Genomic DNA, 16961 nt, shown 5'->3' with positions numbered 1-16961 from the left:
GCCATGTACCCGATCCTGATCGCGATTGTCCTCCTGACGCTCTGGGCTTGGAAAACCGGTCGTCTCAAGCGCGCGGACACCGGGGATTTTGCAGCGGTCGCAGCGGTCGTTCTCGGCTTGCGCTGGTTCTCGACCGGCAACGGGATTTTCGCGCTGGTCTGCTTTTCAGGCGTCGCGCTATGGGCCGCCTATCGCTCGCAGCAATTTCGCCGGGCGAGGATGCCGGTCGCCGAGGCGCGCGAATTGCTGGGCGTGCCCGACGATGCCGATCAGGAAACAATCCGCGCGGCGCACCGGAGGCTGATCGCCAAGGTCCATCCCGACGCCGGCGGATCGGTTGAACTTGCTCGCCGCGTAAACGCCGCGCGCGAGATATTGCTGTCCGAAGCGCGCAATCACGTGCCCGAACGGCACGACTAGAGCCTCAGGCCGAAGCGCGGGCCGATCCAGGTCATCAGCAAATAGAGCAGGATCGTCAGCAGGCAGCCGACGGCAAGCGACACCCAGAACGGCAGGCCCTGCCGAAGCATCACCGGGATCGCCACGAACATCGGAAGCGATGGCAACACGAACCAGAACGTCGCCATTGCGTGATCGGCCATGCGGACCGGATCATGGGTGTCGCGCCACAACCAGATCATGCCCAGCACCGATATGAGCGGCAGCGAAGCGACGAGCGCGCCGAAGCCGGGGCTACGCCGCGCAATCTCCGAAACGATCGCTATGATGATCCCCGACAGCGCGGCCTTGAGAAGCAGATAGCCCATGGCACTGGCTATCACGCGGCCTTTGCCCTTGCCAGCCGGACTGGGTATGCGCTGGCCCGACAAACGAACCGAAAGCGATTGCCCCATGTCCCACACCTTTCACCCGACCAGCCTTCGCGAATATGATATCCGCGGGATCGTCGGCGAAACCTTGGGCGAAAACGACGCGCGTGCGATCGGGCGCAGCTTCGGCACGCTTATCCGCCGCGCAGGCGGCAGCCGGGTAGCGGTCGGCTATGACGGCCGCGAAAGCTCGCCGATACTCGAAGCGGCGCTCGTCGAGGGGCTCAACGCATCGGGATGCAATGCCGTGCGAATTGGCTGCGGGCCAACGCCGATGCTCTATTTCGCCGAGGCGACCCTAGAGGTGGATGGCGGCATAGAGATAACCGGCAGCCATAATCCCGCCAACTATAACGGCTTCAAGATGGTGTTTCAGCATAGGCCGTTTTTCGGCACCGACATCCTCGGGCTCGGGGAGATGGCCGCAGCCGCCGACTGGGAAGACGGAACGGGCACCAACGAAACGCTCGACATCGCCGATATCTATCTTGACCGACTGATGGCCGGCTATGAAGGCGGCACCTTCCGCATCGGTTGGGACGCGGGCAACGGTGCCGCGGGGCCGATCGTCGAACGGCTCGCCGAACGGCTGCCCGGCGAACATTTCACGCTCTTCACCGATATCGACGGGTCTTTTCCCAATCATCATCCCGATCCCACGGACGAGTCGAATCTCGCAGACCTGAAAAAGCTCGTCGCCGACAACAAGCTCGATTTCGGACTGGCTTTCGACGGCGACGGAGACCGGATCGGCGCGATCGACGGCACGGGCCGGGTGATCTGGGGCGATCAATTGCTCGCGATCCTTGCCGAACCGGTGCTCCGCAAGGCTCCCGGCGCCACGATTATCGCCGATGTGAAGGCGTCACAGGCGCTATACGACCGGATCGCGGAACTGGGCGGCGAGCCGCTGATGTGGAAAACCGGCCACTCTCTGATCAAGTCGAAAATGAAGGAAACCGGCGCGCCGCTTGCCGGCGAGATGAGCGGGCACATCTTCTTTGCGCAGGACTATTACGGCTTCGACGACGCGCTGTTCGCCGCGATACGGCTGATCTCGGCCGCGCACATACTCGGCAAGAGCGTGACCGAGTTGCGCGGCCAACTTCCCGAGATGATCAACACCCCGGAAATGCGCTTCCAGGTCGACGAAAGCCGCAAATTCCCGGTGATCGAGGAAGTGCTCGCACGGCTGAAGGCGGAAGGCGCCGAGGTCAACGATACCGATGGCGCGCGGGTCAACACCGAAGACGGCTGGTGGCTGCTGCGCGCATCCAACACGCAGGACGTGCTCGTCGCCCGCGCCGAAGCCTCAAGTCAGGGCGGACTCGAGCGGCTTGTCGGGCAAATCGACGCGCAACTTGCCGCGTCGGGTCTCGAACGCGGAGCGCAAACCGGGCATTGAGGGCGCTAGAATCCCGCCCAAGGCTGCAATCGATCCCCCCGAAATAACGATCTGAGGCATGGAATCGCACATTTGCGCGGGATTTTTGTGCGTTGCAGCATTTGCAACCGTATCTGTGTTTTTCGCAGTTGCAGCAAAATGCAGTAAGACATACAAAGATCGTGCCTTTCAGGCATCCTCTCCTAAACTTCAGGGCTGCCCCTCGGGGCGGCCCTTTTTTTGTCCGGATTTTGTGCGTCGCAATAACAACCTGTTAGGCGCGGCGCAGCTTCTAACTGCCATTCGCCTCATTTCCCGACCGACAAGGCATGACGCCGATCGAACGGGTCGATCCAGTATCCGCGGCGCGGCATCGTGCCTATATGGCCGCGATGGCGACACAATCCCTTTTGCCGAACGCAATCGATGACTGGTTCGCAAGTCGCGGCTGGAACGTAAGACGGCACCAGCGGGAAATGCTGGAGGCGGCGCGAGCGGCAAAACATGCGCTGCTCGTCGCGCCGACCGGGGCGGGCAAGACGCTGGCCGGCTTCCTGCCGAGCATCGCCGATCTGATCGAGACGCCATCTGGCGGACTGCACACGCTCTATATATCGCCGCTCAAGGCGCTCGCGGTCGATGTCCAGCGGAATCTGCTCGCACCCATCGAGGAAATGGCGCTCGATATCCGAGTCGAAACCCGCACCGGTGATACGCCGCATAACCGCAAGGTCCGCCAGCGCCGGCGCCCGCCGCAGATGTTGTTGACCACACCCGAATCCTTGAGCCTGCTGCTGTCCTATTCCGACAGCGCAACGCTGTTCGCGGAGTTGAAGACCGTCATCATTGACGAGGTCCACGCTTTTGCTCCCCAGAAGCGCGGCGACCTGCTGAATCTCGGCCTGTCGCGGCTGCAGGCGCTCGCACCGAATGTGCGCCGGGTCGCGCTTTCGGCGACGGTCGCAGACCCGCATGCCTATGCCCAATGGCTGGCGCCCGGCGGTAAGACGGACAATGTCTCGATCGTGCGCGGCGATCCCGGCGCCGAGGCGGATATCCGCATCCTGCTGCCCGAGGATCGCGTCCCCTGGTCCGGCCATTCGGGCATGTATGCGACCGAACAGGTGATGGAAATCATCGCCGCTCACAAGACGACGCTTATTTTCTGCAACACCCGCAGCCTCGCCGAACTGACTTTCCAGAAACTGTGGAAGGCGAATGAGGCGCAGCTGCCGATCGGCATTCATCATGGTTCGCTCTCCCGCGAGGCACGGCGTAAGGTGGAAAGCGCGATGGCGCGCGGCGAGCTTCGCGGGCTGGTGGCGACCGCCAGCCTCGATCTCGGCGTCGATTGGGGCGATGTCGATTGCGTCGTTCAGATGGGCGCGCCCAAGGGCGCTTCACGGCTGCTCCAGCGTATCGGCCGTTCCAACCATCGGCTCGACGAACCGTCCGAGGCGATCCTCGTCCCCGGCAATCGCTTCGAATATTTGGAAGCCCGCGCGGCGCTCGACGCGGTGGCGGAAAAGGAACTCGACGCGGATGCTTTCCGGCCCGGCGGCCTGGACGTCCTCGCGCAGCATCTGATGGCCTGCGCCTGCGCTCAGCCGTTCGAGGAAGCCGCGATGCTGGCCGAGATCCGCTCGGCCGCGCCCTATCGCGAGCTCACATCGGCGGAATTCGCGCGCGAACTCGATTATATCGCCAACGGCGGATATGCGCTCAAAGCCTATGACAAGTTCAAGCGGCTGACGTCGGAAATCGACGAACACGGGCAGACCATCTGGCGTGTCAGCCATCCCAAATTCGTCAAGCAGCACAGGCTCAACGCGGGGATCATCGTCGAGGCGCCGATGCTCGACATCCGGTTCCGGAACGGCCGCAAGGTCGGCAGGGTGGAGGAGATATTTGCCGCTTCGCTATCAACCGGCGACACCTTCTTCTTCGCGGGCATGAGTCTCGAAGTTCTTTCGATCAAGGATCCCGACCTCCTCGTCCGCGCTTCGGCCAAGGCCGCGCGCATTCCTTCCTATATGGGCGCGCGGATGCCGCTGACTACGCATCTTGCCAACCGGGTGCGCGGCTTCCTGGCCGATCGCAGCGAATGGGCGGCCTTTCCCGAGGATGTCGAGGAATGGCTGACGATCCAGGCGCTCCGATCCCGCCTGCCCAAGGCGAACGAACTGCTGGTCGAGACATTCCCGCACGAACATCGCCACTATATGGTTGCCTATAGTTTCGAAGGCTGGAACGCGCACCAGTCGCTTGGCATGCTGCTGACCCGGCGAATGGAAACGGCCGGGCTGAAACCCATCGGCTTTGTCGCCAACGATTACAGTCTCGCCTGCTATTCGCTGGAACGGGTGCGCGATCCCGCGCCGCTTTTCTCTCCCGATATCCTGGAACATGAATTTGTCGACTGGGTCGAGGGCTCGCACTTGCTCAAGCGCGCCTTTCGCGAAGTGGCGGTGATCGGCGGCCTCGTCGAGCGCCAGCACCCGGGCAAACGCAAGACCGGCAAGCAGGTTACCTTTTCGACCGACCTGATCTACGACGTGCTTCGCCGGTACGAACCCGATCATCTGTTGCTGCAGGCGGCTTGGGCCGATGCGCGGACCAAGCTCACCGATGTCGGCCGTCTCGCCTCGCTGCTGGATCGCGCGCAAGACACGATGGTCCATGTCGACCTCCCCCGTGTCTCGCCACTCGCCGTGCCGGTGCTGGTTCTCATTGGCCGCGAACATGTCGCCCAAGGAACCGTCGACGATGCGCTGCTGATCGAGGCTGAAGCGCTGGCGGAAATCGCGATGCGCACTGACTGACGCGCACGAGGCACGCTCCGACGGCAGCCTAAGACATTTGTCGTTATTTGATCGGCACCCGTCGAGCGCAGGCTGCAACTCGTCGAATCCGGGGCGCATCGACTGTCCTATCCACCTACAACAGTAATAGCTCGTTTCGTAATGATTCGTGCATGCGTACCAAGGTTCAGGAGAGTCATGATGACGAAAACAAAAGCCGCGCGACTACGGCTCGCGCTTGCCGCCTTCGCCCTTCCCTTCGCCGGGCTGACGGTGGCCACGAGCCCCGCGCTCGCCCAATCCGAGGCCGGTCATTCGGCGCAGCAGATCGGCGAATCGCTGGTCGCTGCGCTGAACGGCGGCAGCGGCGATCGGACGCGCTGGGCGCAGCAACATGTCGAAAATTCCAGCTTCCGCATGCAATTGCAGCAGCTGAATCGCATCGCGCGACGGCATGGCGATCTTTCGCTCGTCGGCGTGCAGGAAGCGTCGAACGGAATCATCGTGCAGGTCAGCAACGGCACCAGCCGGACCGAAGCGATCAGCCTCGTCATGAACGACCGCGATCCGCCGAAGATCGTCGGCATCGGGATGCGCGGCCTCTAAGCCCTCCCCGGAAATACCCATTTCGGTCTCCGGCATCCGCCCGGCCCCTTGGGCGGATGCCGGCTTTTTCCCAGCAGTTAGTTCCACAGCCGACCGAGACAGCAAGAAAAAGCCGCGCTAGTCTGCCCATGGCATCAGCAAGGGGATCGGCAATGCGCAATTCGGTTAGGACAGCTATGGCGGCACTGGCCGCGTCGATTGCGGCGGTGCCCGCGCTCGCCATACAGGATCCCGCCGCGGTTCATCAAAACCTGCTGACGCTCGACACCCATCTCGATACGCCGATCCATTTCGCGCGCCCCGGCTGGCGCATGGGCGACCGTCACGGCCTGGAAACGGACATCGCCCAGGTCGATCAACCACGCATGGTCGAAGGCGGGCTCGATGGCGGCTTCTTCGTTATTTACACATCGCAAGGAGAACTGACCGAGCAAGGCTTTGCCGAAGCGGGTGCCTCCGCAGCCCAGCGCCAGCTCGAAATCCTGCTGATGCTCGCGACCAACGCCGGCACTCTCGAGGCCGCCTGGACCGCCGACGATGCCGAACGGATCGTTGCCCGGGGCCGCGGCTTCGTCTTCCAGAGCATCGAGAACAGCTATCCGCTGGGCGAGGATATTTCGGCGCTGCAGGGCTTTTACGATCGCGGTGTGCGGATGGCGGGGCCCGTTCATTTCCGTAACAACCAGTTCGCCGACAGCTCGACCGATCCCGAACCACGATGGAATGGCCTCAGTCCGCTGGGGCGCGAGCTGATCGTCGAGATGAACCGGCTGGGCATTGTCCCGGACGGCTCGCACGCTTCGGACGATGTCGTCGACCAGATGATCGAGCTCAGCGCGACGCCGATCATTCTTTCCCACTCCGGCCCGCAGGCGATTTTCGATCACCCCCGCAACCTGACCGACGAACGCATCCGGCGGCTCGCGGAATCGGGCGGGGTGATCGCGGTCAACAGCGTCTATCTCTCGGGCGGCGGCGATGAGGACACGGTGCGCGACGAGTTGACCGAACGGCTCGAAAGCCTGGCCGCGATGTCGGCCGAAGAGCAGGCGGCAGCCATCACCGCGCTGCGCGCCTACGACGCGGAACATCCGCGCACCGAGGCCGATTTCGAGACCTTCATGGCGAGCGTGCTGCACCTGATCGAGGTCGCCGGGGTCGACCATGTCGCGTTCGGGGCTGACTGGGATGGCGGCGGCGGCGTTGTCGGCATGCGCGATATCACGGCGTTGCCGCAGATCACGGAACGGCTGATCGCCGCGGGCTATGGCGAAGACGATCTGGCAAAAATGTGGAGCGGCAATGTGCTGCGCCTGCTGCGCGAGGCCGAGGCCTATAGCGCGTCGCTCGCCGATTGACATAAATGGGCCGCCCCGCAGGAGATGATCATGACCCGTTTCGCCCTTTCCCTACCGCTGATATTGGCGCTCGCCGTTCCCGCGAGCGCCGAACCCGATGCCCGTGCGATCGCCCAGGCGCTCCACAACGCGCTCGGCGGCGACGGCGTTCCCGTCGAGGCGATCGAGCCGGAGGGCTGCGAAACCGTTCCCGGCCAGCCCGGCTATGATTGCCGGTGGAGCATCAACCTGTGCGTCGCGGAGGGCGTCGCCGGGCCATGCGACAATCCGGGCGTCACCGAACGCGCAATCTTTGTCGGCGGCGACAATGGCTGGCTCGCGCTCGACATACGCTCGCCCGAAGACCGCGCTCCGCGCATCCCGCTCGACCCGTCCTCGCCGATGATGATGGAAACAAGCGAATATTGGCTGTCAGGCACATGGAATTTTGAGGGCAATTGCGAGAATGACGGCGGCTTCATGCTCGAAGCGGATGGCCGCTATTGGGCGATGGGCGAAGCGGGTCGCTGGACGCTGGACGGCGAACAGCTCGTGATAACGGTTACCGATGCGGAAGGCGAAGGAGGCGACCTCCAGCCGCTTGAAACTCCGTCCGAACGCCGCTGGACCGTCTATTGGATGGGCCAGAATGCCGGGGCGGCCGTGTTCGCCGATGGCAGCCATCACGAGATGATCCGCTGCTGACGCGGCCCGGATCAGCGTTGCGATGTCCATGACGGGAACGCCCGAAGATACGGCACGCTGGCGCGAACTCCTCTCGGCTGACCGCTTGCCCGCCTTTGCGTTGATCATGCTCGGCGTCTGGCTGCAGGCGGCCGATGCGCTGGTCACGACTACCATCATGCCCAGCGTCGGTGCCGATCTCGACGGCTATGCCTGGTTCGGCTGGGCAACCTCCGGCTATCTGGTCGGCGTCGTCGTCGCGGGCGCCTGCGCGGGATGGCTGGCCGACCGGATCGGCCTGCGCCGGGCGATGGTCGGGTCGGGCCTGTTGCTCGCTGCGGGGTGCGCGATGAGCGCGGCAGGGCCGGGCATCGGCTTCTTCATCGCCGGGCGCGTTATCCAGGGGATCGGCGCCGGTTGGGTACTCGGCTTCTGCTTCGTCACCATCCACGTCGTCTTTCCCGAGCGCTTTCTCGTCCGCATCTTCGCGGCGGCGACCGCCATCTGGGGCGTCGCGACCTTTATCGGGCCGCTGATCGGCGGGCTGTTCGCCGATGGCGGCGCCTGGCGCGGCGTTTTCTGGCTGTTCGCGGTGCAGGCTCTGCTCTTCGCCTGGGCCACGATCCACCTCGTCCCTGCCCATGGCGGCGAACAGGGCGGGCGCGTACCCTTTTTCCAACTGATAATAATCACCCTGGGCATCGTCCTGCTTTCGAGCGCGGGCGTCGTCACTGCCGCCTGGCTGCAATGGACATTAGTTCCCGCCGGCGTGGTCCTTCTGACGCTCGCCCTCATTGTCGACCGCAAAGCCGAATCCCGCCTTTTTCCGCGCCAGGCCGGCAATTTCGGTTCATTGATCGGTGCCGCCTATGCCACCTATTTCGCGACCATGGCCGGAGCGATCGGTTTCAGCATCTACGCGCCGGCCATTCTGCAATTCACCAACGGGCTTTCCGCCCTCGAAGCGGGATATGTCGTCGCTATCGAAGCGGCCGTCTGGACGGTTGCGGCGCTGCTCGTTGCCGGTTCGGGACCGCAGTGGCGGCGGCGCTGGATCGTCATCGGAACGCTGCTGATCCCGATGGGCCTCCTGCTGCTCGCATTTTTCCTCGCGAGCGGCGACCTTCCTCTGGTGCTGTTGGGGGGCGCCATGATGGGCGGGGGTTTCGGGCTCTATTCGAGTTTTGCCAACCGGCTCGTCATGGCCAATCTGGACGAGCATGAGGGCGCGACCGGATCGGGCGGCATCGCGGCGATGCGCAACGCCGGGGGGGCGGCCGGGGCCGCGATCGTCGGCATCGCGGCCAATGTGACGGGATTTGCCGATGGCCCGAACGCGCAGTCGGTCGCCGCAGCCGGCTTCTGGGTGTGCGCTATCGGCGTGCCTTTCGGCCTGATCGGCGCGCTGGCGGCGATGCGCCTTGTCGCCTTGGCAAGGGCGGAACAGTCCGGAGCCGCGGTAAAGAGCTGAGCTATTCGGCAGGCATGCCTTCGCGAAGCTCCAGCTGTTCACGCGCCTCGATCTCGTCCCCGCGTCGCTGCATGTCGGTGGCGACGAACTGGAGCTCCGCCTCGCATCGTGCGGTCGCGCGGTCGAGGCCGATATTGGTCATCTCCCGCAGCGCCGTCTCCAGCGCCAAGGTATAATCGAGTCCGCGTGCCTGGATCTTGCCGATGAAATACATGACCGCCGACATCGCCTGATCGGCGACCGGCTGTTCGGCATTTTGCGAAATGATCAGCGTCGCGGCGAGACATTCGACGTCCGACGCTTCGTCGGTCGCAACCTGGGTGGACGCCGAACTCGACATGGCAAGCGCCGCCGACGCAGCGCCAATCGCGAAAAACTTCTTCATTGGGTGATCGCTCCCGGACAAAAGTCTTGCCGCTTTCTCTAGACCCGCCTTATGGCAATGCAATGGTTCGCTTTTCGTTCTCCGGCCATGAGCTGATCGCCCTACCCCAGGCCGCCTTGTTCTGGCCTGCGCGCCATGCGCTGCTCGTTGCCGATCTGCATTTCGAGAAGGCGAGCTGGTATGCGCGCTTCGGCCAGATGCTGCCGCCCTATGACAGCGAGGCGACGCTCGCCGATCTTGAGGCGCTGGCGGCGGCAACAAATGCGCGGGAGCTATGGTGCCTTGGCGACAGCTTTCACGATAGCGATGGCAGCAAGCGCCTTTCCGTGCGCGCGACAGCGCAGCTCAGGGGCCTGACTTCGACGCTGAAATGGACCTGGATCGCCGGCAATCACGATCTCGCGATGGAGGATACCCATGGCGGGCGGATCGTACACGAAGCCGAGGTCGACGGCCTCGTCCTGCGCCACGAGGCGGACCCATCAGACCCGCGCCCTGAACTTTCAGGCCATTTCCATCCCAAGCTGCGTGTCCGCGTGCGCGGCCAGAATGTCGCGCGGCGCTGCTTCGTCGCCTCGGAAACCAAGCTGATCCTGCCGGCCTTCGGCGCGCTGACCGGCGGGCTCGACGCCGCGCACCCGGAAATCGTCCGCGCCGCCGGGCCGGGTGCCGAAGCGCTCGTGCCGGTCAGTGACAGGCTGCTGCGCTTTCCGCTCGCGGCCTAGTCCCGCCCCGCCGACAGGATCTCCCGGGCTCCGCGCTCGGGGTCCGCGACAATCCCGGGTTCGAGGTCCAGCTGCATCACCATGCGGCTATCGGGCATATAGCGCGGCCAATCGGGCAAGGTATCGCTCGACGGCACGCCGGTGCGGGCAAAGCTGATCCACGCATCGCTCATCATATCCGCCATGCGCTGCGGCTCTTCGCCGAGGCCCACAAAGACGCGCGAGCGTTCGACATTATCGAACATCAGCGGGATATCGAGCATATGCGGCGCGCGCAATTGCCCGCCATCGACCGGCGTCTCCCAGGCCAGCTGGTACATATAGACAGGTGCGCCCGTCCGCGCCTGGGCATCGGCAAGCGTAAAGGTCCGCTGCACGAATCCCGCCTGCCGCGCGCGCGTGGCGATATAGGTGGGGCTGAACTCGGGATATTTCTGCCGGAAATTGGCCACCAGCGCCGGCCCCGCTTCGCCGAAGCCGGGGGCCATCGCATCGAGCGCGTCGTCGGTGAGATTACCGAACCAGGGATGGGAAAGGGTGAAGAAGGTCATCTCGTCCGTATTCCAGCCGATCAGCACCGGCACGTCGTGCGACTGCTCCGGCGCGCCCTCCCGGAAAGGATGCCGCGGCAGGAAATCGCTGTCGACGATGGGGCGGAAATGCGGACTGCCGAAACCGCGCCCCAGCCGGCCGAGCAGCGCATCCATTGCCTCGAGCAAGGCGTTGGGATGCGCGGCGCGCAACTGCTCCACCGTTTCGATCCCGGCCTCGTCGAGCAGCTGGCGCGCCAGATCGGCGGCCTGACCGGCATCGCCGCTGGTCACACCCGCGCCCGACTGGATGATCGCGCGGTGAAACAGGCCGTCGGCCGCAGGCGTGGCCATCAAATGGCTGACCTTCGATCCGCCGCCCGATTCCCCCATGATCGTCACATTGTCCGGATCGCCGCCGAAATTGGCGATGTTGTCGCGCACCCATTGGAGGCTCTGGACGAGATCGGCGTTCCCGGCATTGCCCGAACCGGCGAATTCCTCGCCGAAGATCGGCGCGAGGTTGATATAGCCGAACAGATGAAGCCGGTGGTTGACGGTGACGACGACGACATCGCCGCGCCGCGCGAGATTGGCGCCGTCATAAGCCGGCCAGCCGCCCGAGCCATAGGCATAGCCGCCGCCATGGATCCAGACCATCACCGGCCGCACGCCATCATCCGTCCCGGGCGTCCATACGTTGAGGAACAGACAATCCTCATTGTCGATCTTGTCTTCGGACAAGGTCGGGAAGAGCGTGTTCAGCTCGCGCATGAAATCGGTGATATTGGGTCCCGAGGGCGCATAATCCTGCATGCAAGGCGCGCCCAGATGGGCGGCATCGGCGATGTCTTGCCAGGATTCGGGATCAGCGGGCGGCATGAACCGCAGATCGCCTATAGGCGGTGCGGCGTAGCGGATACCGCGAAAGGCGTGGATGCCGTTTTCGCTCAGACCCTGGACACGGCCATATTCGGTTTCGACGACGGGCGAGAGCTGCGGCATGCCCTGCCCGCCGGCGGGCCCGGCGACTCCTGTCAGGCAGATCGAAAAAACGGCAAAAAGGCGCTTCACGGCAACTCTCCCCTTATTCAAGGCGAGTCTGCCGTCCGCCGCGAGGCGCGTCCAGAGCCGGGCCAGGAAAAGACCGGTAAAGCTCAGGTCGCCGGGCGCTGCCGGTAAAGGTTGGGGAAGGTCGCGCGAAGATCCCGCACCTTCTCCACGTCATGGGCCAGAATATAGGGATGGCGCGGGTTACGGCGCATGAAATTCTGGTGATAGTCTTCGGCCCGGTAAAAGCGCCCCGTCTCGATCCGCGTCGCCAGCCGCCGGGGGAAACGGCCCGAACGGTTGAGCTGCGCGATATAGGTTTCGGCCGCCCGGCGCTGCGCCGCGTCTTGCGGGAAGATCGCCGACCGATAGCTGGGGCCGTGATCCGGCCCCTGCCGGTTCACCTGCGTCGGATCGTGCGCGACCGAGAAATAGACCTGCAACAGCTGGCCGTAACTGATCTCGCTTGGATCATAGACGATGCGGACGGCCTCGGCATGGCCCGTGCGTTCGGTCGTTACCCGGGCATAGGTCGCGTCCGCGCGGGTGCCGCCGGCATAGCCGGAGGTGACGCTGACGACGCCGTCGATCCGTTCGAACACGCCTTCCATGCCCCAGAAACAGCCGCCCGCGAGCACCGCCACCTGGCGAGAACCGGTGGCCGGAACATTGACCGAAGGCGCAGGAATCGAAACCGCGGCTTCGGCGGCTTGCGGCGCGCCGGGCAGCAAGACCGCCGCAGTGGCGGCGAGCGCAGCCGCACCCCCGATGGCGAGCGTCGTGATAATTTTGCCGGTCATCGCCTCAACTCCCCGCCGGGCGAAAATCCATCGCCACGCCGTTCATGCAGTATCTCAGGCCCGTCGGGCGCGGACCATCGCGAAACACATGGCCGAGATGCCCGCCGCAATCGGCGCAATGCACCTCGGTGCGCGTCATACCGAGCGTACGGTCGGTGCTCGTGCCGATCGCGCCGCTGTCTATCGGCCGGTAGAAGCTCGGCCAGCCCGTCCCGCTGTCGAATTTGGTGCGCGAGCTGAACAGGCGGTTGGCGCAGCCGGCGCACACAAAGACACCGCTACGATGCTCATTGTCGAGCGGGCTCGAATGGGGCCGCTCGGTGCCGTGGCCGCGCAGCACCCGGTATTCGGCGGGCGTCAGCCGCGCGCGCCATTGCGCATCGCTCAGCGACACGCGGAAATTGCCGCCGCTCGTCGCTTCGGCGCGGCTGTTGCAGCCGATCAGCGTCATCAGCGCGCCGAAAGCGCCGCCGGCCATCAGGGTTCGTCGATCTAGGGTCATGTCGTCCTTCCTCGTCATCGCCCTGTTTTGCCCCGTGCCGCGCGAAAGGGCTGTGAAGCCCGTCACATCGCCCGGCACGCCATATGGTTCGGTGCGACACGCGCGAAAGTTACAGATTTTCGCCATTGCATTTGCATTTATTGCCGGGAGCCGCTTTAGGAGCGCCGCAATGGAAAAGCGCATATTCCAGCGGATCGGCCTTGTCGGGGCGGGATTGATCGGAGGATCGATCGCCGCCGCGCTCGGCCGCAGAATAGCCGATGCGGCCCTGATCGTCCACGATGCGAGCCCGGGCAACGCCGCCTATGTCGCCGAGCGCCATCCGAACGGATCGACCGGACAATTCGCGGATATGGCCGATTGCGACGCGATTTTCGTCGCAACGCCGGTCGCTTCCATCCCCGGACAGGTCGAAGCCCTGCTCGCGCTTGGCGGCGATACGCTCGTCATCGATACCGGTTCGGCCAAGGCTGAAATCGTGTCGGCCATCGCCGCCTCCGGCGTGGACGCCGCGCGCTTCGTGCCCGGCCACCCGCTCGCCGGCGGAATTTCGACGGGTCCCGGCCATTCGACGCCGGACATCATAACCGCCCGCCCCTTCGTGCTGACGCCGTCGGAGGCGACCGCGCCCGCCGCGCTGACCAAGGCGCGCGCGCTGCTCGAAACGCTCGGCGCACATGTCGTCGAGATGGACGCCGAGGCACATGACCAGTTGCTCGCCCGCGGATCGCACCTGCCGCACCTGATCGCCTTCGCGCTCGCCGAATTCGCCGAAGAAGAAGTCCGCGACCTGCTACCCGCCTCGTTTAGGGGCATATCCAGCTATGCCGCATCCGACCCCCGGATGTGGGCGGACATTTTCCGCGCCAACCGCGAGGGCCTTGCCGAGGCTCTCGAAACTTTCAAAAAACGGCTTGATCTGATCGCCGCCATGGCCGACGAGCCGACCCCCGGGAATTTGCTGGAAACGCTGGAAACGGCAAAGGCCCGGATCGACGCCCTGGAGAATGACGCATGACCGCCGATACCATCGCCTATCTGGGTTCGCCCGGCACCTATAGCTACCAGGCGGCAGCGACGATGTTTCCCGAAGCCGAGCATGTCGGGTTGCGCACCTTCGGCGAGATCATGGAATCGGTGGAGGCAGGCGCCCACAAGACCGCCGTCATCCCGATCGAAAATTCGACGAGCGGCCGCATCCCCGACGTCCACCGGCTGATGCTTTCGACCGAGATGGCGATCACCAGCGAACATATGCAGCGGGTCGAGCATTGCCTGGTCCAGGCGCATTCGGGCCCGCGCCCGGTGACCGAGCTTTCGGCGATCACGCGGATCTACAGCCACCGCCAGGGCTTCCTGCAATGCTCGGGCTTCATCGAGGCGCATTGCCGCGACGCCGAACAGATCGAAACGGTCGACACCGCCGACGCGGTGCGGGTGATCGTCGGGATGGAAGATCCGGGGGTCGCCGCCATTGGTTCCTCGGTCGCGGCGCAAGTTTTCGGCGGCGTTGTCGTCGAACGCGACATCGCCGACCAGAAGAATAATTACACGCGTTTCCTCGCGCTCGAAAAGCCGGCTCTCGATCCCGATTATGCGGGCTGCGACATTACCACCCTGATCTTCCAGATCGATCACCAGCCGGGCTCTCTGATCGAGGCGCTGGCGGTGTTCCGCGACGCCGGGATCAACATCACGACCCTGGAAACCTATACCATCTCCGAAGAAACGGCGCTGCCGACCTTCTATATCGATATCGGCGGCGGGCTGGAGGACGCAGCGGTGCAGGAAGCGCTGGGCGCGCTTGAGGCAAAGGCACGCTACGTAAAGCTGCTCGGCAGCTATGTCGCCAGCGACGTCCGCAATGCCAATTCCGGCTTCCTCCCCGTCAAGTCGATCAACCCGTAGGAAAGACCGTTTCGATGTTCGAGAATGCGCAGCCCCGCCCGATAGACCAGATCATCGCCGTCACCCGCGCCTATGCGGAGGACCCGCGGACCGACAAGGTTGATTTCGGCATCGGCGTCTACAAGGACGAGATGGGCAACACGCCGGTCATGCGCGCGGTGAAGGAAGCCGAGCGCCGGCTGGTCGAGGGCCAGAAGACCAAGACTTATGTCGGCGTCGGCGGCGACCAGAAATTCGTCGATCTGCTCTCCGGCGCCGTTCTGCCCGGCTATGGCTATGGCACCGATATGATCGGCGTACAGGCGATCGGCGGTTCGGGCGCGGTGCGGCTGCTCGCCGAACTCGCCCGCACGCTCAACCCCGATGCGCGTTTCTGGCTGCCCGAACCGACCTGGCCGAACCATGGCGCAATCCTCGGCGCGGTTGGCGCGACGATGGAGAGCTATCCCTATCCCAAATACAAGGCCGAGGTGGATGTCGACGCAATTCTTTCCGCGCTCGATGCCGCGAACCCGGGCGATGTCGTCATCCTGCACGGCAGCTGCCACAACCCGACCGGCATAGATCCCGAACCCGAAGCGCTCGCCAGGCTCGTCGATGGCATCGTCGAGCGCGAGCTCATGCCCTTTGTGGACGCGGCCTATGTCGGCTTCGGCCATGGCTGGGCCGACGATGCGGCGCGTATCAGCCTGATCGCCGAACGCGCGCCGGAAATGTTGCTCGCACTCAGCTGTTCCAAGAATTTCGGCATCTATCGCGAGCGCACCGGCGCGGCGTTGCTCGTCTCAAAGGGCAATCCCCAGCTCGCGGTGGCGAATTCGCAACTGCTGGCCATCGCGCGCCAGAGCTATTCGATGCCGCCCGATCACGGCGCCTCGATCGTCCGTACGATCTTCGAAGATGACGCGCTGAAGGCCGACTGGCTGGCGGAGCTGGAGGAAATCCGCAACCGCATCCGCGTCAACCGCTCCGCGCTGGCGCTTGCTCTCGCCCGCGCCAAGCAGGATCGCGACTGGACCTATATCGACAAGGGCTTCGGTATGTTCTCGCTGCTCGACGTCACGCCCGAGGACGCCAAGACCCTGCGCGAGGACCAGGGCGTCTATGTCATTCCCGATGGCCGGATGAATATCGCCGGCATCGATACCAGCAAGGTCGACGAGATCGCCGCCAAGCTGGTGAGCGTGCTGTAAGGAGCCGATTATGGCCAGCCTTCCCAATATTCCCAATCTGTTTCTCGACGGCGAGAAGGCGGCTTTTGGCGAGGCGATCGCCGATATCGCATCGGGTGAGGCCAGCGTTTTCGCGCTGCGTTGCCGTAACTTGCGGCCGAGCGCCGATCTTGCCGAAACCATCGCCGCGGCCTTTCTGCTGACCAACGCCATCCTGATGGCCCGTTCGCGCCGCCCGATCGTCAAACTGATTACCCTGGGCGTAGAGGACGAGAATCTGCGCTACAGCTATGCGAACAATTTTCGTGCGCTTTTCGCTTCGGAGTTTTCGAGCCTCGAAAATGTCGGGCGCTGGCACGATTTTCTCGAAGCCCGCCAGCATATCGATGTCGGCGCGCTCGAAGACACGCAGAAGGCGGTCGATTTCTTCCGCCATGCCGGGATTTCGGATTCGGCGACCTCGGCGCACCGCGCGACCGTCTATACCGGCATCGAAGGCGTGCCGGCGACCGACAGTGCGGGCGCGCAATTCCAGTTCGAGGATGCGAACATCTATGCGCCGCGGATCGTCGGCGCGCATGGCGCGGCAACGGTAGCGCTCAAGAGCGTGTTCCTCGCCGACGGAGTGAAGGTCCGCACCGGCCGCAAGGGCCAGAATGTCGTTATCGAGCTCGATTGCACGCGCGCCAGCGAAGGTATCGGCCAATGGCTGGCCCATATCGAGCGTATCCTCGCGCTCGATTTCTACCGACTCGGCGTCTAGCCGGGGATCTCGC

The 16961-nt window shown here is 64.2% G+C and carries 17 protein-coding genes; 12 read left to right on the top strand and 5 right to left on the bottom strand.

What is annotated here, in order from left to right; genetic code table 11:
- Positions 1-3 precede the first annotated feature (3 nt).
- Positions 4-420: a J domain-containing protein gene (locus H6P80_RS16600; protein ID WP_235973970.1), complete on the top strand. Its 417-nt coding sequence runs from the start codon at positions 4-6 to the stop codon at positions 418-420.
- Here the strand turns inward: H6P80_RS16600 and H6P80_RS15770 are convergent.
- Complete coding sequence (locus H6P80_RS15770; RefSeq protein ID WP_185802510.1) at positions 417-767, bottom strand: DUF3147 family protein; 351 nt, start codon at positions 765-767, stop codon at positions 417-419. The genes H6P80_RS16600 and H6P80_RS15770 overlap by 4 nt on opposite strands.
- An 85-nt stretch (positions 768-852) precedes the next feature.
- On the opposite strand from H6P80_RS15770, the gene pgmG reads away from it, so the two are divergent.
- The 6 genes from pgmG (at position 853) to H6P80_RS15740 (ending at position 9113) form a co-directional block, all read left to right on the top strand.
- Positions 853-2235, top strand: coding sequence for a phosphoglucomutase/phosphomannomutase PgmG (gene pgmG / locus H6P80_RS15765; protein ID WP_185802370.1), 1383 nt, complete (start codon positions 853-855; stop codon positions 2233-2235).
- Between the two features lie 371 nt (positions 2236-2606).
- Positions 2607-5036 (top strand): ligase-associated DNA damage response DEXH box helicase, encoded by a 2430-nt coding sequence (locus H6P80_RS15760; RefSeq protein ID WP_185802509.1) that lies wholly within the window; start codon positions 2607-2609, stop codon positions 5034-5036.
- A gap of 180 nt (positions 5037-5216) precedes the next feature.
- Positions 5217-5621, top strand: coding sequence for a hypothetical protein (locus H6P80_RS15755; protein WP_185802369.1), 405 nt, complete (start codon positions 5217-5219; stop codon positions 5619-5621).
- Between the two features lie 152 nt (positions 5622-5773).
- A complete protein-coding gene (locus H6P80_RS15750) occupies positions 5774-6979 on the top strand; it encodes a dipeptidase (protein ID WP_235973969.1) in 1206 nt (401 codons plus the stop codon).
- Positions 6980-7009: 30 nt separating this feature from the next.
- Positions 7010-7663, top strand: a complete 654-nt coding sequence (locus H6P80_RS15745) for a hypothetical protein (protein WP_185802368.1) — start codon at positions 7010-7012, stop codon at positions 7661-7663.
- A gap of 28 nt (positions 7664-7691) precedes the next feature.
- The gene (locus H6P80_RS15740) at positions 7692-9113 is read left to right on the top strand and encodes an MFS transporter (RefSeq protein ID WP_221893063.1); all 1422 of its coding nucleotides are present in this window, start codon (positions 7692-7694) and stop codon (positions 9111-9113) included.
- 1 nt (position 9114) lies between these two features.
- On the opposite strand, the gene H6P80_RS15735 is transcribed toward H6P80_RS15740, so the two are convergent.
- Positions 9115-9498, bottom strand: coding sequence for a hypothetical protein (locus H6P80_RS15735; protein ID WP_185802366.1), 384 nt, complete (start codon positions 9496-9498; stop codon positions 9115-9117).
- 62 nt (positions 9499-9560) lie between these two features.
- Here H6P80_RS15735 and pdeM point away from each other — a divergent pair, with 62 nt between their 5' ends.
- Positions 9561-10223 carry a ligase-associated DNA damage response endonuclease PdeM gene (gene pdeM / locus H6P80_RS15730; RefSeq protein ID WP_185802365.1) on the top strand — a complete coding sequence of 221 codons (663 nt, stop codon included), beginning with the start codon at positions 9561-9563 and terminating at the stop codon, positions 10221-10223.
- Here the strand turns inward: pdeM and H6P80_RS15725 are convergent.
- The 3 genes from H6P80_RS15725 to msrB all read right to left on the bottom strand — a co-directional run bounded on the left by H6P80_RS15725 (position 10220) and on the right by msrB (position 13105).
- The gene (locus H6P80_RS15725; protein WP_328805059.1) at positions 10220-11827 is read right to left on the bottom strand and encodes a carboxylesterase/lipase family protein; all 1608 of its coding nucleotides are present in this window, start codon (positions 11825-11827) and stop codon (positions 10220-10222) included. The genes pdeM and H6P80_RS15725 overlap by 4 nt on opposite strands.
- Positions 11828-11910: 83 nt before the next feature.
- Entirely contained in the window at positions 11911-12603 is a 693-nt protein-coding gene (msrA, locus tag H6P80_RS15720) for a peptide-methionine (S)-S-oxide reductase MsrA (RefSeq protein WP_185802364.1), read from the bottom strand.
- A gap of 4 nt (positions 12604-12607) precedes the next feature.
- Positions 12608-13105, bottom strand: coding sequence for a peptide-methionine (R)-S-oxide reductase MsrB (msrB, locus tag H6P80_RS15715; protein WP_185802363.1), 498 nt, complete (start codon positions 13103-13105; stop codon positions 12608-12610).
- A 169-nt stretch (positions 13106-13274) separates the two neighbouring features.
- On the opposite strand from msrB, the gene H6P80_RS15710 reads away from it, so the two are divergent.
- From H6P80_RS15710 to H6P80_RS15695, 4 genes are read left to right on the top strand one after another with little or no spacing between them, the layout of a single operon-like run.
- A complete protein-coding gene (locus tag H6P80_RS15710) occupies positions 13275-14123 on the top strand; it encodes a prephenate dehydrogenase (protein ID WP_185802362.1) in 849 nt (282 codons plus the stop codon).
- Positions 14120-15013, top strand: a complete 894-nt coding sequence (locus H6P80_RS15705) for a prephenate dehydratase (protein WP_185802361.1) — start codon at positions 14120-14122, stop codon at positions 15011-15013. The genes H6P80_RS15710 and H6P80_RS15705 overlap by 4 nt, the downstream gene beginning before the upstream one ends.
- Before the next feature lie 14 nt (positions 15014-15027).
- Positions 15028-16206 (top strand): aromatic amino acid transaminase, encoded by a 1179-nt coding sequence (locus H6P80_RS15700; protein ID WP_185802360.1) that lies wholly within the window; start codon positions 15028-15030, stop codon positions 16204-16206.
- Between the two features lie 10 nt (positions 16207-16216).
- Positions 16217-16948 carry a hypothetical protein gene (locus H6P80_RS15695; protein ID WP_185802359.1) on the top strand — a complete coding sequence of 244 codons (732 nt, stop codon included), beginning with the start codon at positions 16217-16219 and terminating at the stop codon, positions 16946-16948.
- The last annotated feature ends 13 nt before the right edge of the window (positions 16949-16961 follow it).

It is taken from the genome of Parasphingopyxis marina (assembly GCF_014237875.1).
GTDB classification, from domain to species: domain Bacteria; phylum Pseudomonadota; class Alphaproteobacteria; order Sphingomonadales; family Sphingomonadaceae; genus Parasphingopyxis; species Parasphingopyxis marina.
This window is presented reverse-complemented; position numbering and strand designations above follow the sequence as displayed.